The organism is Methylobacterium sp. Leaf361, from assembly GCF_001424445.1.
GTDB lineage: Bacteria > Pseudomonadota > Alphaproteobacteria > Rhizobiales > Beijerinckiaceae > Methylobacterium.
Window position 1 is genome coordinate 17,819 of record NZ_LMPY01000003.1, and the last position, 15,202, is coordinate 33,020.

13 protein-coding genes and 2 pseudogenes are annotated in these 15,202 nt (G+C 70.8%); 5 read left to right on the plus strand and 10 right to left on the minus strand.

What is annotated here, in order from left to right; all coding sequences use genetic code 11:
• Positions 1 to 255: 255 nt before the first annotated feature.
• The 7 genes and pseudogenes from ASG32_RS03675 to ASG32_RS03700 all read right to left on the minus strand — a co-directional run bounded on the left by ASG32_RS03675 (position 256) and on the right by ASG32_RS03700 (position 6,041).
• The gene (locus ASG32_RS03675) at positions 256 to 783 is read right to left on the minus strand and encodes a chromate transporter (RefSeq protein ID WP_056522777.1); all 528 of its coding nucleotides are present in this window, start codon (positions 781 to 783) and stop codon (positions 256 to 258) included.
• Positions 780 to 1,382, minus strand: coding sequence for a chromate transporter (locus tag ASG32_RS03680; protein WP_042671600.1), 603 nt, complete (start codon positions 1,380 to 1,382; stop codon positions 780 to 782). The genes ASG32_RS03675 and ASG32_RS03680 overlap by 4 nt, the downstream gene beginning before the upstream one ends.
• Complete coding sequence (locus ASG32_RS03685) at positions 1,360 to 2,346, minus strand: phospholipase D-like domain-containing protein (protein ID WP_056522779.1); 987 nt, start codon at positions 2,344 to 2,346, stop codon at positions 1,360 to 1,362. The genes ASG32_RS03680 and ASG32_RS03685 overlap by 23 nt, the downstream gene beginning before the upstream one ends.
• Before the next feature lie 92 nt (positions 2,347 to 2,438).
• Entirely contained in the window at positions 2,439 to 2,753 is a 315-nt protein-coding gene (locus tag ASG32_RS03690) for a hypothetical protein (protein WP_056522783.1), read from the minus strand.
• Between the two features lie 239 nt (positions 2,754 to 2,992).
• Positions 2,993 to 5,112 (minus strand): annotated as a pseudogene (gene katG, locus ASG32_RS03695) (catalase/peroxidase HPI); the annotation flags it as partial.
• Position 5,113: 1 nt separating this feature from the next.
• Positions 5,114 to 5,453: pseudogene (locus ASG32_RS33240) on the minus strand (catalase-peroxidase); the annotation flags it as partial.
• A 408-nt stretch (positions 5,454 to 5,861) separates the two neighbouring features.
• The gene (locus ASG32_RS03700) at positions 5,862 to 6,041 is read right to left on the minus strand and encodes a hypothetical protein (protein WP_234081819.1); all 180 of its coding nucleotides are present in this window, start codon (positions 6,039 to 6,041) and stop codon (positions 5,862 to 5,864) included.
• Between the two features lie 223 nt (positions 6,042 to 6,264).
• Here ASG32_RS03700 and ASG32_RS03705 point away from each other — a divergent pair, with 223 nt between their 5' ends.
• From ASG32_RS03705 to ASG32_RS03720, 4 genes are all read left to right on the plus strand, one after another.
• Entirely contained in the window at positions 6,265 to 7,005 is a 741-nt protein-coding gene (locus tag ASG32_RS03705; RefSeq protein ID WP_056522786.1) for a GntR family transcriptional regulator, read from the plus strand.
• A gap of 86 nt (positions 7,006 to 7,091) precedes the next feature.
• Positions 7,092 to 8,327, plus strand: coding sequence for an MFS transporter (locus tag ASG32_RS03710; RefSeq protein WP_056522788.1), 1,236 nt, complete (start codon positions 7,092 to 7,094; stop codon positions 8,325 to 8,327).
• A 4-nt stretch (positions 8,328 to 8,331) separates the two neighbouring features.
• A complete protein-coding gene (locus tag ASG32_RS03715; RefSeq protein ID WP_056522790.1) occupies positions 8,332 to 9,246 on the plus strand; it encodes an amidohydrolase family protein in 915 nt (304 codons plus the stop codon).
• Positions 9,247 to 9,286: 40 nt separating this feature from the next.
• Positions 9,287 to 10,645 (plus strand): MFS transporter, encoded by a 1,359-nt coding sequence (locus tag ASG32_RS03720; protein WP_056522792.1) that lies wholly within the window; start codon positions 9,287 to 9,289, stop codon positions 10,643 to 10,645.
• A gap of 12 nt (positions 10,646 to 10,657) precedes the next feature.
• Here ASG32_RS03720 and ASG32_RS03725 read toward each other — a convergent pair whose 3' ends face one another.
• From ASG32_RS03725 to ASG32_RS03735, 3 genes are read right to left on the minus strand one after another with little or no spacing between them, the layout of a single operon-like run.
• The gene (locus ASG32_RS03725) at positions 10,658 to 11,449 is read right to left on the minus strand and encodes an ABC transporter ATP-binding protein (protein WP_056522794.1); all 792 of its coding nucleotides are present in this window, start codon (positions 11,447 to 11,449) and stop codon (positions 10,658 to 10,660) included.
• The gene (locus tag ASG32_RS03730; RefSeq protein ID WP_056522796.1) at positions 11,443 to 12,447 is read right to left on the minus strand and encodes an ABC transporter permease subunit; all 1,005 of its coding nucleotides are present in this window, start codon (positions 12,445 to 12,447) and stop codon (positions 11,443 to 11,445) included. The genes ASG32_RS03725 and ASG32_RS03730 overlap by 7 nt, the downstream gene beginning before the upstream one ends.
• 8 nt (positions 12,448 to 12,455) lie before the next feature.
• Positions 12,456 to 13,556 (minus strand): ABC transporter substrate-binding protein, encoded by a 1,101-nt coding sequence (locus ASG32_RS03735; protein WP_056522798.1) that lies wholly within the window; start codon positions 13,554 to 13,556, stop codon positions 12,456 to 12,458.
• A gap of 490 nt (positions 13,557 to 14,046) precedes the next feature.
• Between ASG32_RS03735 and ASG32_RS03740 the strand changes: the two genes are divergently transcribed.
• Positions 14,047 to 15,192 carry an acyl-CoA dehydrogenase gene (locus ASG32_RS03740; protein WP_056522801.1) on the plus strand — a complete coding sequence of 382 codons (1,146 nt, stop codon included), beginning with the start codon at positions 14,047 to 14,049 and terminating at the stop codon, positions 15,190 to 15,192.
• Positions 15,193 to 15,202: the final 10 nt, after the last annotated feature.

The following is a 15,202-nucleotide window of genomic DNA, read 5'->3' on the forward strand; positions in this document are numbered from 1 at the left end:
AGGTTTGCTTCCGGTCTGCCATCGGAACCCTCCTCCTTCAGGAAAAGAGCTCTCCACTTTTGCGGAGCAAGTCCATCACAGGCCTGGGTAATTACCGGCTTCGCGCCAATCCTATGCCTTTGATGAATGGCGAACCGGATTGCAGCTGCGCACAATCGTGTTCTTTCGGTCATGGCTCTTCTCGTTCGAGGTGCCAGATGCCTCAAGCGGCCTTCATCGGCGGCCGTCGATTGAGCAGATCGGAGAGGCTCGAAGTCAGATCACACCCGTCCAGCCCAGGAATCCCGCGGCGGCCATGATGGGGAGCGGATTGAGTTTCGTGCGCCAGAACAGCAGAGTGCACAGGCCGGCTGCAGCGTAGCCGCGATGCGAGAAACCTGCGTTTTCGGCGACGATCCAGCCGCTTGCCAGGATCAGGCCGATCGCGATCGGACCGAGCGCACGCTCCAGAGCGACGTGCCAGTCGCTTGCCGAGGTTCGTTGCCATACTCGCGCGACCAGGATCATCAGAAGTCCGGCCGGCCCCATCATGGCGGCCTGAGCCACCGCGGCGCCGGCGATCCCGGCAACTTTGTAGCCGATCATCGCGACGATCAGGTTGCTCGGCCCCGGCGCGGCCTGTGAGATCGCGAAGAGATCCGAGAATGCCGTACCGCTCAGCCAGTGCTGCTCGTGTACGGCATGGCGGGCCATCTCCGGCACGACGCTGTTGCTGCCACCGATCGACAGGATCGACAGCGTGCCGAAGAAACTCATGAGTGCGATGAGATCGGCGGTTTTCACGGCTTGCTCCCGCGCTCGCCGGTCCGGTGCGAGTCACGCCATGCCAGCAGAAAGGCTGGCGGCGCGAGGATCGCCAGGACCGCCGGCAGAGGCAGGTGCAGCAGAACCGAACCAACGAACGCAACCGCGATGAACGTCAACGCGGCCGGCTGGCGAGCGAACCCCTCCCCAGCCTTCAGTCCCGCCGCGAGCGCCAGTCCGACCGCAGCTGCGGTAACCCCGCGAAGGGCATCCTGAACCGCCGGCGGCGTGCCGGTGTCGAAGTACATCCAGGCGAGCCCCACGACGATGCAGAACGGTACCAACGTCAGGCCGAAGAGTGCGGCGGTGGCACCGGGCATGCCGCGGAAGCGATGTCCAACGTAGATCGCGAAGTTCGCCTGGTTCGCGCCCGGCAGAACCCGTGCCAGAGCGTAGGCGCTCAGGAACTCGGCGTCGTCGAGCCAGCCCTTGTCCTCGACGATCAGTTTCCGCGCCCAGGCGGTGAGACCTCCCCCGAAGCTGACGAGCGTGAGTTTATTGAAAAGCAGGAAGAGCTCGCGGAGCGTCGGGGATGGATGGTAGCCGTTACGACCTTCAGTCGTGTCGCAGGTCGACATCCGACTCGAACTCCGTGTTCTCCGCGTCGTCGGGGAGCAAGATCGGATAAGGCGGCTCGTACTTGCGCGAGCTCTTCCAGTCCGCTTGGAACACGGCGGCTATCCCGCCGACCACCACAGGATCCCGTAAGATCAGCCCCAGCTCGCGCCGCAGATCGAAGGCGGGCTGGTCTAGGTTCTGCGTTCCGAGATACACGCGGTCTTCGTCGACAAGCACGACCTTAGCATGGCTGCGCAGGTGTCGCTGCTTGTGAAGCCGGCCGCCGGCCGCATGGAACAATCGCCACAGGGCAAAGGAGTACATTAGATCAGGCTGGTGAAGGCCGTGCTTGCCCCCGCACAGGAGCCGGACGTGGACGCCGCGCCCTAGGGCGGCATGGATCCGCTCGAAGATAACTGGCTCGGCGAATTTCGGATGTGCGATGTCGATGCTCCGTTCGGCACCGTCGACCAAGTCGCACAGGACGGCGCGGGCGTTGCCCGGGCTCCAGGACAGACCAGCTGGTTCGCCGGGCATGTAAGGCTTGCCGCTCCAGTCACACTCGAAGCAGGCTCGAATTTCAGCGATCTGGCCAGGGTCGGATATGACCACCCCGTAGTCCCGGGTCTTGATGAAGTACTTCTCCATGAAGTTGAACGTGGCGATCATGGCTCGGGCACCATCGACGACCAGTGACTTTTCGTGGGTGACTAGGAAGTGCGGAGGAGCCCATCGCACCGGCACGCCTGCCGCCTCAAGCCGCACGAAGGTCTCGTCGTTGTTCCGCTCCCCTGTGGCTTTGGCAAGGTTCAGCAGGATGCGCACTGCGACGCCATCTGCATGCCGCGCCAAGACTTCGTCGAGCAGGACGGGATGGTCGAAGGTGAATTGTTTGAGCAGGATCTCGTTTGCGGCGCTTCGCAACAAAGCGATGACCGGTTCGATCCCGTGATCCGGCTGGACGATGAGTTGGGGCGAGTCCATGTCCTTAGGAACGCCTCCGAAGCGAGTTGATGACCAAGTCCAGGGTACCGAAATCTGAAAAACAGGACGTTTGCAGCTACGATCGTCTGCTGTCAATCGATCGGATTGATCGTCAACACCCCATAATCCGTCACCCGCAACCTAACCTGCCCTGCCGTGAATTCGATGACATCACCGGTCTTACGGTAGGTCAGGCGACACGAACCACCGTTTCGGAACGTCATCCAATGGCTCACGGCACCTGGACTCTCGTCGATCAGGTAGGCCTTGAGAGCCGTGACGTTGCCGATCGCGATAGCGTGCACGTCGTTGATGATGCCGTCGACCCTGCCGGAGGCATCCCGTCTCACTTCGCCGAGCGCTGTCTTCGCGGTCCATGACCCGTCTGCCTCGACGTCGTAGGTCACAGCCCTATCGTTCGAGCGCGAGTGGCCCTCTGTGTCGGACACCTTTTTTCTCCTGCATGCATACGCTCAGGCCGTGCGCTCGACGGCTATGCGGAAGCGAAGGTGCCGGAGGCGGCCGTCAGGCCGCCATCGGCCCGTAGCGCCGGTGACCCTTCACGTCGAAGCGGTCGAGCATCATGACCTTGTCCCAGGCCTTGACGAAGTCCGCCACGAAGCGCCGCTGGCCGTCGCTGCCCGCNCGCCGGTGACCCTTCACGTCGAAGCGGTCGAGCATCATGACCTTGTCCCAGGCCTTGACGAAGTCCGCCACGAAGCGCCGCTGGCCGTCGCTGCCCGCGTAGGCGTCSGCGATGGACCGGAGCTGCGCGTTCGAGCCGAAGACGAGGTCGCTGCGGGTCGCCTCGAACTTCGTCTGCCCGSTCGCGCGGTCCTTGAGCGCGAAGGWCATCCCSTCCGCATCCGCCTTCTCCCAGACCAGATCGACGTCGGTCAGGTTGCGGAAGAAGTCGGTCGTCAGCRCCCCGACCCGGTCSGTCAGGACGCCCCGGYTCGACCCGTCGTRGTTGGCGTTGAGCGCGCGCAGGCCGCCGGTCAGGACGGTCCATTCCGGGGCCGTCAGCGTCAGCAGGTTGGCCTTGTCGAGGAACATCTCCTCCGGCGAGACGCTGCGCGTCATCTGCCCGAAGCCGTCGTCGACGTAGTTGCGGAACCCGTCCACCACCGGCTTSAGCCACTCGAACATCTCGAGGTCSGTGAGCGCCTGGGTCGTGTCCACCCGGCCCGGCGTGAACGGGACCGGCGTCTCGACCCCGGCATCGCGGGCCGCCTTCTCCACGGCRACGCAGCCGCCCAGCACGATCAGGTCCGCCAGCGAGATCTTCTTGCCGTCGCTGCGGCCGCCGTTGAAGGTCGCCATCACGCCGCGCAGGGCCTCGATCACGGGCGCGGCCCGCCGGTTGACGGCCCAGTCCTTCTGCGGCGCGAGGGCGAGGCGGCCGCCGTTGGCCCCGCCGCGCTTGTCGCTGTCGCGGTAGGTCGAGGCCGCCGAGAAGGCCGTGAAGGCGAGATCCGAGACCGACAGGCCCGTRCCGGAGATCGCCTGTTTCAGCGCGGCGATCTCCGCCTCGCCGACGAGGTCGTAGTCCCGCTCGGGCAGCGGGTCCTGCCACAGGAGCCCGTCCTCGATCACGACCTCCGGGCCGAGATAGCGGTGCTTCGGACCCATGTCGCGGTGGGTGAGCTTGTACCACGCCTTGGAGAAGGCCTGGGTGAAGGCGTCGAAGTCGTTGAGGAACTTCTCGCAGACCTTGCGGTAGTCGGGATCGACCTTCAGGGCGATGTCGGACGTCATCATCATCAGCGGGTGCATCTGGCCGGAGACGTGGGCGTCCGGCGTCTTCGGCGCGGCGGGATCCTTCGGCGTCCACTGCAGGGCGCCCGCCGGGCTCTTGGTCTGCTCCCACTCGAACTTGAAGAGGTTCTCCAGGTAGGCGTTGTCCCACTTCGTCGGATCCGGGGTCCARCTGCCCTCGATGCCGTTGGTCATCGTGTCCTTGCCGGAGCCGGTGCCCTTCGGATTGTGCCAGCCCAGCCCCATCGCCTCCATCGGCGCCATCTCGGGCGGCGGCCCGATCTCCTTGGCCGGCACCATGCCGTGGCTCTTGCCGAAGGCGTGGCCGCCCGCGATCAGCGCCACGGTCTCCTCGTCGTTCATCGCCATGCGGGTGAAGGTGATCCGGATGTCGCGCGCGGAGGCCAGCGGATCGCCGCTCGCGTAGGGGCCCTCCGGGTTCACGTAGATCAGCGCCTGGTGCGAGGCGGCCAGCGGRTTCTCCAGGTCGTAATCGGCGTCGCCGTTCTTGCCCCGCCAGCGCTTGTCGCGGTTGACCATGTCGTCGAAGCTCGAGACCGAGCCCATCTCGACGACCTCCGGTCCCCAGTAGGTCGCGTCGTCCGCCTCCCAGGCGTCGAGGCGGCCGGCGGCGAAGCCGTAGGTCGGCAGGCCCATGATCTCGAGGGCGCAGTTGCCGGTGAGCACCATGAGGTCGGCCCACGACAGGGCGTTGCCGTACTTGTGCTTGATCGGCTGCAGGAGGCGCCGCGACTTGTCGGTGTTGCCGTTGTCCCACCAGCTCGAGATCGGGGCGAAGCGCTGCATGCCGGTGCCGGCGCCGCCGCGCCCGTCGGCGATCCGGTAGGTGCCGGCCGAGTGCCAGGCCATGCGGATCATCTGCGGGCCGTAATTGCCGTAGTCGGACGGCCACCACTCCACCGACGAGGTCAGGAACTGCTTGATGTCGCGCTTGAGCGCGTCGAAGTCGATCTTGGCGAACTCGGCCGCGTAGTCGAAATCCGGGCCNCGTGCAGGGTGCGCCCGGGGCCTCCCGTGATCATCTGCGGGCCGTAATTGCCGTAGTCGGACGGCCACCACTCCACCGACGAGGTCAGGAACTGCTTGATGTCGCGCTTGAGCGCGTCGAAGTCGATCTTGGCGAACTCGGCCGCGTAGTCGAAATCCGGGCCSAGGGGATCGGCCGCCAGCCCGTTCTGGTGGAGCACTTCCACCCGCAGGCGGTGGGGATACCAGTTCTCCAGCGTCGGCCGGTTGCCGTGGGCGCCGCCGATCCGGTCGCCGCCGAACGGACACTGGCCTGCCATGTGAAACGACGTCGTGTCCGTCTTGTCGATCGTCTCGCTCATCGGGTGGTCCCCCTTGGTGTTGCGCGACGGCCGGGCGCGCGGGGCCCGGACGTCGAAGGCGGTGGGCGGTGCAGGCGGTCCGAACCCTCAGGCGATTCCCGTCGCGCTCGAGACTCGTGACGAAATGAGGCGGTCTCCGGCTGGATCAAGCGCGGGGCGTCGAAGTCTTGCCGGGCTTGCGGTGGAGGCTCCCGCAGAGACCGCGATGACGTTGTCGCGATCTGCCCTGTCGCCGCCGTCGCGGAGAGCCGGCATCGACTCGACGTCGACAACGGCCCGCGCCCGGGCATTGCCCTTCGTCTTGGAGCTGTGGGCCGACCGTCATGATGGTCGTCTCGCGGGGGGAGGTCCTGTCCCCGCGCGGACCGATCGAAACGGCCGTCGCCGGTCGACGTCGGTCGACGTCGGTCAGGGCGTGGATCGCGTCCCGGCCGGCGGGGCGCTGATTGATCCGCTCTCGGAGCCGGTGACGACCTTGCGGGCGGCGGCCTGACTCTGGCTGGCGTAGTCGGGCGGCGCGGTCTCACCCTGCCAGATCATCAGGCCGGCCAGGGCGGCGACCATCAACCCCACACTCACGAGGAGCACGATCAGAACCGGCCTGCCGCGCCGACCCTGACGGGTCTCTCGAGACGTACGATATTCGACCATCCGCGCCTCGCTGGACCATGATCCCGGGAAATCCCGGCGGAAACCCGCGGCCCGGCGAATGGGTCCTGTACTGCGACGCTGTGGACCACGGGATCGGCGCGCGCCGGCACCGCTCCGTCGCCCATTGGCGCCTGCCGGCGATAGTCATACAGTCATACACATGACCGTCGTGACCGCACCCCAGCCCGATCTCCGCTTGCCGCTCTACCAGCGCCTGCGGGACGAGATCGCCTTCCAGATCGCCCGCAACGTCTGGCGGTCGGGCGAACCGATCCCCACGGAGGCGGAACTGGCGGCGACCCACCGCGTCGCCATCGGCACCGTGCGCAAGGCGATCGACGTCCTCGTCGCCGACGGTCTCGTCGAGCGGCAGCAGGGCCGCGGCACTTTCGTTCGGCGGCCGCGCTTCGACCGGTCCCTGTTCCGGTTCTTCCGGCATCTCGGCCCGTACGGCACCCAGGCGGTGCCGGAGGGCCGGATCCTGTCGCGCGAGGCCTGTCCGGCCCCCGCGACCGTCCGCGAGGCCCTCGGCCTGGACGCGCGCGGCGACGCGATCCGGCTGATCCGGACACGCCACCTCCAGGGCCGCCCGATCCTGTCCGAGACGATCTGGCTGCCGGCCGCGCGGTTCGCGCCGCTCCTCCAGGCCCCGCTGACGGAGATCGGCGACCTCCTCTACCCCGCCTACGAGCGTCTCTGCGGCGAAATCGTCGCCCGCGCCGAGGAGACCCTGACCGTCGGCATCGCCGACGCGACCGACGCGGGGCGCCTCGCGATCGCCGACGGAGACCCGGTCGTGGTCATCGAGCGCCTCGCCTACGGCTTCGATGCCCGCCCGATCGAGTGGCGGGTGACGCGCGGCGCCGCCCGGGACTTCCGGTATCACGTCGACATCCGCTGAAAGGCGGGCGCCTTGACGTGCCGACCCACGCGTGCTCATCTATTCATATAAATGACTAGTCCTCTTCAGAGGACGGAGGAAAGCCCGTGTTCCGCTGGTACCGAGAGGTCGGTCCGGCCGAGCGTCGCACCTTCTGGGCCTGTCTGGGCGGGTGGTCGCTCGACGCCCTGGACGTGCAGATGTTCAGCCTCGCCATTCCCGCGCTGGTCGCGAGCTTCGGCCTGAGCCGCTCGGAGGCCGGCCTGATCGGCGCGCTCACCCTCGTGGCGGCGGCGATCGGCGGCTGGCTCGGCGGCCTCGCGGCGGATCGGATCGGCCACGTCCGGGCCCTCCAGATCACGGTGCTGTGGTTCGCGGTCGCGACCTTCCTGGCGGCCTTCGCGCAGAGCTTCACGCAACTGCTGACCCTGAAGGCGCTGCAGGGGATCGGCTTCGGCGCCGAGTGGGCGGCCGGCGCCGCGCTGATGGCGGAGGCGATCCGGCCCGAGCACCGCGGCCGGGCGCTGGGCGCCGTCCAGGGCGGCTGGGCGCTCGGCTGGGGCGCCGCCGTGCTCCTGTCCACGGCGGCGTTCTCGGTGCTGGATCAGGAGACCGCTTGGCGAGCCCTGTTCGCCTGCGGCCTCGCGCCGGCGCTCCTCCTGCTCTACCTCCGCCGCTCCGTCCCCGAGCCGGTCCGATCCGTGGCAGGGACGGCGCCGTCACGGGCCGGAGGGCTCGCGATCTTCGCGCCCGGCCTGCGCCGGATCACGGTGCTCGCGACGCTGCTCGGCCTCGGCGCCCACGGGGGCTTCCACGCCCTGTTCACGTGGCTGCCCACCTACCTGAGCGTCGAGCGCGGCGCCTCGGTCCTCGGCACCGGGCTCTACCTCGCCATCATCATCGCGGCCTTCGGTCTGGGATGCCTCGTCGCCGGCGGCCTCGTGGACCGGCTCGGCCGCCGCCGGACCGTGGCGCTCTACGCCGCCGGCTGCATGGCCCTGGTCGTCCTCTACCTGCTGCTGCCGGTCGGCGGCACGGGCCTGCTCCTCCTCGGGGCGCCCCTCGGCTTCTGCACGGCCGGAATCCCCGCGAGTCTCGCGGCGCTGTTCAGCGAACTCTTCCCGGACGGGCTGCGCGGGACCGGGATGGGCTTCTGCTACAACGCCGGCCGCCTCGCCTCCGGCCTGCTGCCCCTCGGCGTCGGCCTGCTCAGCGAGATCTGCGGCCTCGGCCCGGCGATCGGCCTGTCGGCCCTCGGCGCCTACGGGCTCGTCCTCCTCGCCGTCGCGCTCCTGCCGGATCGGCAGCCCGGCGGCGCGCTGATCCCCCAGACCGTGAGATGATCCGATGAACCGGCGCCACTTCTGCCGCACCCTGCTCGCGGGCGGCGTCACGCTCGCGCTTCCCGCCCGCGGCCGCGCGGCCGGGACCGCCGTTGCCGCCGACGACGGCGTCGCTGCGGTGGACACCCACGCCCACGTCTTCACCCGCTCCCTCACCCTCACGGGCGACCGGCGCTACGCCCCCGACTACGACGCGAGCATCGCCGATTACCGCGCCATGCTGGACCGGAACGGCATGGCCCGCGGCGTGCTGATCCAGCCGAGCTTCCTCGGCACCGACAACGGCTACATGGTCTCGGCCCTGCGCTCCGCGCCGGAGCGGCTGCGCGGCATCGCCGTGCTGGCCCCGGAGGCCGAGACCGCGACCCTGCGCGACCTCGCCGGGCAGGGCGTCGTCGGCCTGCGCCTCAACCTGATCGGCCGGCCGGACCCGGATTTCGCCGGCCCGGTCTGGCGCGCCCACCTCGCGCGCGTCGCGGATCTCGGCTGGCAGATCGAGGTCCAGGCCGAGGCGCGGCGCCTCGCGCGGCTGCTGCCGCCGCTGGTCGAGGCGGGCGTCCCCGTCGTGGTCGATCATTTCGGCCGGATCGACCCCGCCCTCGGCATCGCCGATCCGGGCTTCGCCGACCTGCTCGGCTTCGGCCGCGACGGCCGCGTCTGGGTCAAGCTCTCGGGCGCCTACCGCATCGGCAGCGGCGAGGCCGGCCGGCAGACGGCGCTGCAGGCCGCCGAGCGCCTGCGCGGCGCCTTCGGGGCGCGGCGCCTGCTCTGGGGCAGCGACTGGCCGCACACGCAGTTCGAGACCCAGGCCAGCCCGGCCGAGGCCCGGCGCGACCTCGACGCCTGGGTGCCGGACCCGGCCGAGCGCCGGATCGTCCTGGCCGAGACGCCCGCCGAACTCTTCCGCTTCGACCGCTAGGCCGAGGCGGGGCCGCCCGAATTCCAGCGAGGACAGGACCATGGCAACACCGACCACGCCACACGCGGCGGACGCGGCCGCCTTCGAGAGCCGAACGATGCGGAAGGTCGGCCTGCGCCTGATCCCCTTCCTCGTGCTCTGCTACTTCATCGCCTACGTCGACCGGGTGAATGTCGGCTTCGCGGCGCTGACCATGAACCACGATCTCGGCCTCTCCGCCGCGGCCTTCGGCCTGGGCGGCGGCCTGTTCTTCGTCGCCTACGTCCTGTTCGAGGTGCCGAGCAACCTCGCCATGGAGCGCGTCGGCGCGCGGATCTGGATCGCGCGGATCATGATCACCTGGGGGCTCGTCGGCATCGGCTCGGCCTTCGTCACAGGTCCGCTGAGCTTCGCCACCGCCCGCTTCCTGCTCGGCGCGGCCGAGGCCGGGTTCTTCCCCGGCGTGATCCTGTACCTGACCTACTGGTTCCCCAAGGCCTACCGGGCGCGGATCGTGGCGATGTTCATGGTCGCGATCCCGCTCTCCAGCTTCTTCGGCTCGCCGCTCTCGGCGGCGCTGCTCACCCTCGACGGCGCCGCGTCCCTGCGCGGCTGGCAGTGGCTGCTGATCATGGAGGCGGTCCCGGCCGTCCTGCTCGGCGTCGCCGCCCTCGCGCTGCTTCCGAGCCGGCCGGCCGAGGCGACCTTCCTGAGCCCGGCGGAGCGCGGCTGGCTGACGGACCGGCTGGAGACCGAGCGGCGCGCCGCGGAGGCGAGCGCCGGGCACCACGCCCACGGCCTCGCGGCGGTCTGGGCGGTGCTCGCGAGCCGGCAGGTCTGGCTGCTCGCCGTGATCTACGCGGGCAGTTCCGCCACCAGCAACACGCTGTCGCTGTGGATGCCGCAGATCCTCAAGGGGTTCGGCCTCAGCAACCTGCAGACCGGCCTGCTGAACATGATCCCGTTCGGCATCGCCTCGGTCTTCATGATCGTCTGGGGCCTGCGGGCGGACCGCAGCGGCGAGCGGATCTGGAGCACGGCCCTGCCGCTGGCGCTGACCTCGGTGAGCTTCGCCCTGACGCTGCTGACGGGCTCGCTCTGGATGACGCTGGTCCTGCTCTCGCTGGTTCTGCTCGGCAACTACGCGATCAAGGGCCCGTTCTTCGCCCTCGCCACGGAGACGCTGCCGCCGGCCCAGACGGCCGCCGGCATCGCGGCGATCAACACCCTGGCGCATCTCGGCACCGGGGCGATCACCTCGCTGATCGGCGTGCTGCGCGAGCAGACCGGCAGCTTCCCCGTCGCCCTGCTGCCGCTCTGCGCGCTCACCGGCGTCGGCTGCGCCCTGGTCTTCTGGATCGGCCGGCACCAGCCGCGGGCGGCGACCGTCGGGGCGACCCCGTCGATCGCCCGGGGCTGAGGCGGCGACCCGTCAGGTCGGCTGGCCGAGGATCCCCAGGATCTCCCGGCGCAGCCGCACGATCTCGGCATCGTCGCGGTGGCGCGGATAGGGCGCCGCGACGGGCAGCTCGGCCCGGATCGCGGCCGGGCGGTCGGAGAGCACGATCACGCGCTCGGCCAGCACCAGCGCCTCCTCGACGTCGTGGGTGACGAGGAGCGCGGTAAAGCGCTTCTCCTGCCAGAGCCGCAGGATCTCGGCCTGCATGGCGAGCCGCGTCAGGGCGTCGAGCTTGCCCAGCGGCTCGTCGAGGAGCAGCAGCCGCGGCGCGTTGACGAGCGCCCGGGCGAGGGCCGCCCGCTGCGCCATCCCGCCGGAGAGCTGGTGCGGGTAGACGTCGGCGAAGCCCGTGAGGCCGACGAGCCCGAGCGCCTGGTCGACGAGGGCCGCCCGCGACCGCCCGACGCCGCGGGCCTCCAGCCCCAGGGCGACGTTGCCGCGCACGGTCCGCCACGGATAGAGCGTCGGGTCCTGGAAGACGAGGAGCCGGGACGGGTCCGGCCCCTCGACGAGGTCGCCGTCGACCCGGATCGCGCCCTGGTCGGGCGGCTCCAGGCCGGCGACGAGCCGCAGCAGGGTGGACTTGCCGCAGCCCGAGGGGCCGAGCAGCGCCACGAAGCCGCCGGGCTCCACGTCGAGGCTCACCCGGTCGAGGACCGGCAGCGGCGCCCCGCGGATCGCGAAGGCGTGGCTGACGGCCTCGACCGCCAGGCGGGCCCCGGCGCTCTGGGCGGCGGGGCGTTCGAGGGTCGCGGCGGCTACCATTGCACCAGCCCCTTCTGCCACGCGAGCAGGCGGTCGCGCAGGCGGAACAGCAGCGTGATCAGGGAGGAGCACATCAGCGCCATCACGATCAGCGCCGCGTACATGTTGGCGTAGGCGGCCCAGCCCTGCGCCCACTGGAGATACCAGCCGAGACCGGACTTCACGCCGAGCATCTCGGCGACGACCAGAACCGCGAAGGCGCCGCCGAGCCCCATGAACAGCCCGACGAAGACGTGCGGCAGCGCCGCCGGGATCGCCACGCGCAGGATCAGGAAGCCGCGCGAGGCGCCGAGCGTCCGCGCCACGTCGAAATAGGCCTTGTTGACGCCCGCCACCCCCGACCAAGTCAGCACCGTGACCGGGAAGCCGGTCGCCAGCGCCACCAGGAAGGTGCTGGCCGACCACGAGGACGGGAAGACGAAGAAGGCGAGGGGCAGCCACGCCGTGGCCGGCAGCGGCCCGACGAAGCGCAGCACCGGGTGGGCCCAGTAGCCCACCGCCCGGAAGGTGCCGATGGCGACGCCCAGGACGAAGCCGGTCGCCGCCCCGATGGCGTAGCCGCCGGAGAGCAGGATCAGGGAGTTGAGGATGCTGCCGCCGAGCTTCGGCCAGTCGTCGAGGAAGACCTCCAGGATCGCCTGGGGCGAGGGGAAGAACGGCATCGGCAGCAGGGCGAGCTTCGCCGTGACCGCCTCCCAGGCGATCAGCGCCAGGGCCAGCGCCGCGAGCCAGGGGCTCCCGTGCCGCAGCCGCGATCCGAGGGCGCCGAGGCGGCCGGCCACGGGCGCGAGGGCCAGGAGGGCGAGGCCGAGCGCCGCCGCGCCGTAGCCGAGGGCCGCGGTCTCGGGCAGGTCGTCCGCCTCGGGCAGGCCGAGGGTCACGCCGGCCAGGGCGAGCCAGGCCCCGCCCGCGAGGACGATCCGCCAGGGCGGACGCGGCAGCCTTCGGGACGGGGCGGCGGCCCGCGGGGCGACGCCGGCGGCGATGCTTCCGGACATGGCGCGCCTCAGCTCAGCACGTCGGCGTAGATCCGCTCGGCGAACTTCGCCGTGTCGGTGGACCGCCGCAGGACGTTCACCTGCTTCAACTCGTCCCCGTAGAGCGCGAGCTGCTGCTTGAGATCGCCGCCGACCGGGCTGTCGCCGTGCTGCTGGCTGCGCAGCATCGCGGCGAGGTCCGCGATCGAGCCCTTGCCGCCGTAGCCGGAGAAGGCCCGGGCCGCGGCCTCGGGATCCCGGTGGACGGCGTGGCCGCCCTCCAGGATCGCCCGGGTCAGCGCGGCCGCCACCGCGCGGTCGTTCCGGATCAGGCTGCCGCGGGCGGCCACGACGCAGCAGGTGCGGGTGGCGAACTCGCCCGACAGGTTGGTGGCGACCTCGGTGAAGCGCGGGTCCTTCAGCCAGATCCAGGTCCGCGGGTCGGAATCGGCCAGCGCCTGCGCCTCGCCCTTCTCCACCGCGAGGTTGAGCAGGTCGGCCGGGTACTGCCGCCACTCGACCCCGCTCTCCGGGTCGATCCCTGCCTTGGCGAGCAGCAGGCCGAAGAAGTTCTTGGCCGGGCTCGCCTGGTCGCTGATCGCGATGGTCTTGCCCTTCAGCCCGGCGATGTCGGCGATGCCGGAGGATTTGGCGCTGAGCAGCCGCAGGCAGCCGCCGTGCAGCCCCGCGGTGATCTTCACGTCGAAGCCCTGTTCCAGGGGCTTGAGCCAGCGCAGGGCCATGCCGATCCCGGCATCGGCCTTGCCCGTGGCGATCGCCTCCAGCAGGGCCTCGGTCGAGCCGCCGAAATTGACGAACTCCACGTCGAGGCCGTGCCGGGCGAAGATCCCCTGCTCCTTGGCGAGCGGCGCGGCCGCCGTGCAGATGGCCGTGGCGTTCCAGGCCAGCTTGACCGTCCGGAGCGGGCCCGCGGGCGCCTCCGCGGCGGCGGGTCGGCAGAGCGGGCCGGGGTCGAACGGCGCCCCCGGTCCGGGTGCCCAGGCGCGGCCGGTGCCCATGCCGAGGCCGAGCGGCAGGGCGGCGGCCGCGGCGCCGACCTGCAGCAGGCGCCGCCGGGAGGGCGAGGGATCGGAGGAGGGGCTGCCCGGTCGGGAGGGCGCGTCGGTCATCTCGGGTCTCCGGGCCGCGCGACCGCGCGGCGGGAACGGCGCGCGTCACCGCACCGGTGGCGCGACCGGGCGGATCTGGCGTCCTCGTCTTCGGGAATGATCCGTCGAGGGATCAGGGTGCCGAGTATTCGATCGCTGCAGAACCGAGTCAACGAAAGCGTTTCCTCTATTTTCGCGCGATCGGGCAAGATCATTCACGGATCGGCGCCGTCGCGCGGCGCTCAGGCGCCCCGTCTCATCGGCGAGAAGCGTCGCTCGTCTGTCTCTCGATGACGGGATCCCGAACGACGACCGGGAGAACGATCGATTCCTGCCCCCGGCGGGCGGAAACACGTTCTCCTTCGCCGTCCGACGACGCGGCAACATCCTCCTGCCGATCCATGAATATTCGGAACGGCATTCCGTTGACGCGACCCGGGTCCGGGCGGACCATCGCGGCTCCCGGTATGGTGCCGCGCGGCCGCCCGCCGATCACGTCGCCGAACACCCCATGACCGTCGCCGTCCCGCCCCCCGACATCGTCAGCAGCCTCGCCGGACGGCTCGCCGCCCGCGCGGCCGACCACGACCGCGCGGGGACCTTCCCGCACGACTCCCTCGCGGCGCTCCGGGAGGCCGGGCTCCTGGCCGTCACCGTGCCGCGGCGTCTCGGCGGCGGCGGTGCGGGTCTCGCGCGGGCCGCCGCACTGGTGCGCGTGCTCGGCGCCGCCGACCCGGCGACCGCCCTGGTCGTGGCGATGCAGTACCTCCAGCACGGGCTGATCCACCGGCCCGACACCCCGTGGCCGCGCGCGCTCGCCGACGCGGTCGGCGCGGCGGCGGTGGCGCGGGGGGCGCTGATCAACGCCCTGCGGGTCGAGCCCGAACTCGGGACGCCCTCGCGGGGCGGCCTGCCGGCCACGGTGGCCCGCCGCGACGGCGCGGGCTGGCGGATCTCCGGGCACAAGATCTACGCGACCGGGGCGCCGGGGCTCGCCTACGGACTCGTCTTCGTCCGCACCGACGAGGCGGAGCCGCGCACCGGCACCGTCCTGGTGCCGTTCGACGCGCCGGGCATCCGCATCGCCGAGACCTGGGACCATCTCGGCCTGCGCGCCTCCGGCAGCCACGACGTCCACTTCACGGACGTGCCGATCCCCGGGGACCACGCCGTCGACCTGCGGCCGCCGGGCGTCTGGTCGGGGCCCGATCCCTGGCAGCAGGCCTGGAGCTGCACCCTGCTCGCCGCCCTCTACGACGGCGTGGCCCGGGCGGCGCAGGACTGGTTCACCGGCTTCCTGCGGGCGCGCCGGCCCGGCAGCCTCGGGGCGCCGCTGGCGAGCCTGCCGCGCTTCCACGAGGCGGTCGGCGAGAACGAGCGGCTGCTCGCCGTCAACGCGCGCCTCGTCGCCGGGCTCGCCGCCGAGGTCGATGCGGGACATCCCCCGACGCCGCGCGAGTCCGGCTTCGTGAAGCTCACCGCCACGGAGAACGCCGTCGCGGCGGTCCAGCGCGCCGCGGAGCTGTCCGGCAACGCCGGCCTGTCCCGGGCGAACCCGCTGGAGCGGCACCTGCGCGACGTCCTGTGCGCGCGCATCCACTGGCCGCAAGGGGACGCCGTCCGCGCCGCCGCCGGCAGGGCCGCCCTCGGCGCCTGAATCCGCCCTC

Excerpts from the sequence above, each read along its gene's own strand:
- ASG32_RS03725 (WP_056522794.1), bottom strand. The coding sequence starts at position 11,449 with ATGGTAGCCGCCGCGACCCTCGAACGCCCCGCCGCCCAGAGCGCCGGG.
- ASG32_RS03705 (WP_056522786.1), top strand. The coding sequence starts at position 6,265 with ATGACCGTCGTGACCGCACCCCAGCCCGATCTCCGCTTGCCGCTCTAC.
- ASG32_RS03715 (WP_056522790.1), top strand. The coding sequence starts at position 8,332 with ATGAACCGGCGCCACTTCTGCCGCACCCTGCTCGCGGGCGGCGTCACG.
- ASG32_RS03685 (WP_056522779.1), bottom strand. The coding sequence starts at position 2,346 with ATGGACTCGCCCCAACTCATCGTCCAGCCGGATCACGGGATCGAACCG.
- ASG32_RS03720 (WP_056522792.1), top strand. The coding sequence starts at position 9,287 with ATGGCAACACCGACCACGCCACACGCGGCGGACGCGGCCGCCTTCGAG.
- ASG32_RS03680 (WP_042671600.1), bottom strand. The coding sequence starts at position 1,382 with ATGTCGACCTGCGACACGACTGAAGGTCGTAACGGCTACCATCCATCC.
- ASG32_RS03730 (WP_056522796.1), bottom strand. The coding sequence starts at position 12,447 with ATGTCCGGAAGCATCGCCGCCGGCGTCGCCCCGCGGGCCGCCGCCCCG.
- ASG32_RS03735 (WP_056522798.1), bottom strand. The coding sequence starts at position 13,556 with ATGACCGACGCGCCCTCCCGACCGGGCAGCCCCTCCTCCGATCCCTCG.
- ASG32_RS03740 (WP_056522801.1), top strand. The coding sequence starts at position 14,047 with ATGACCGTCGCCGTCCCGCCCCCCGACATCGTCAGCAGCCTCGCCGGA.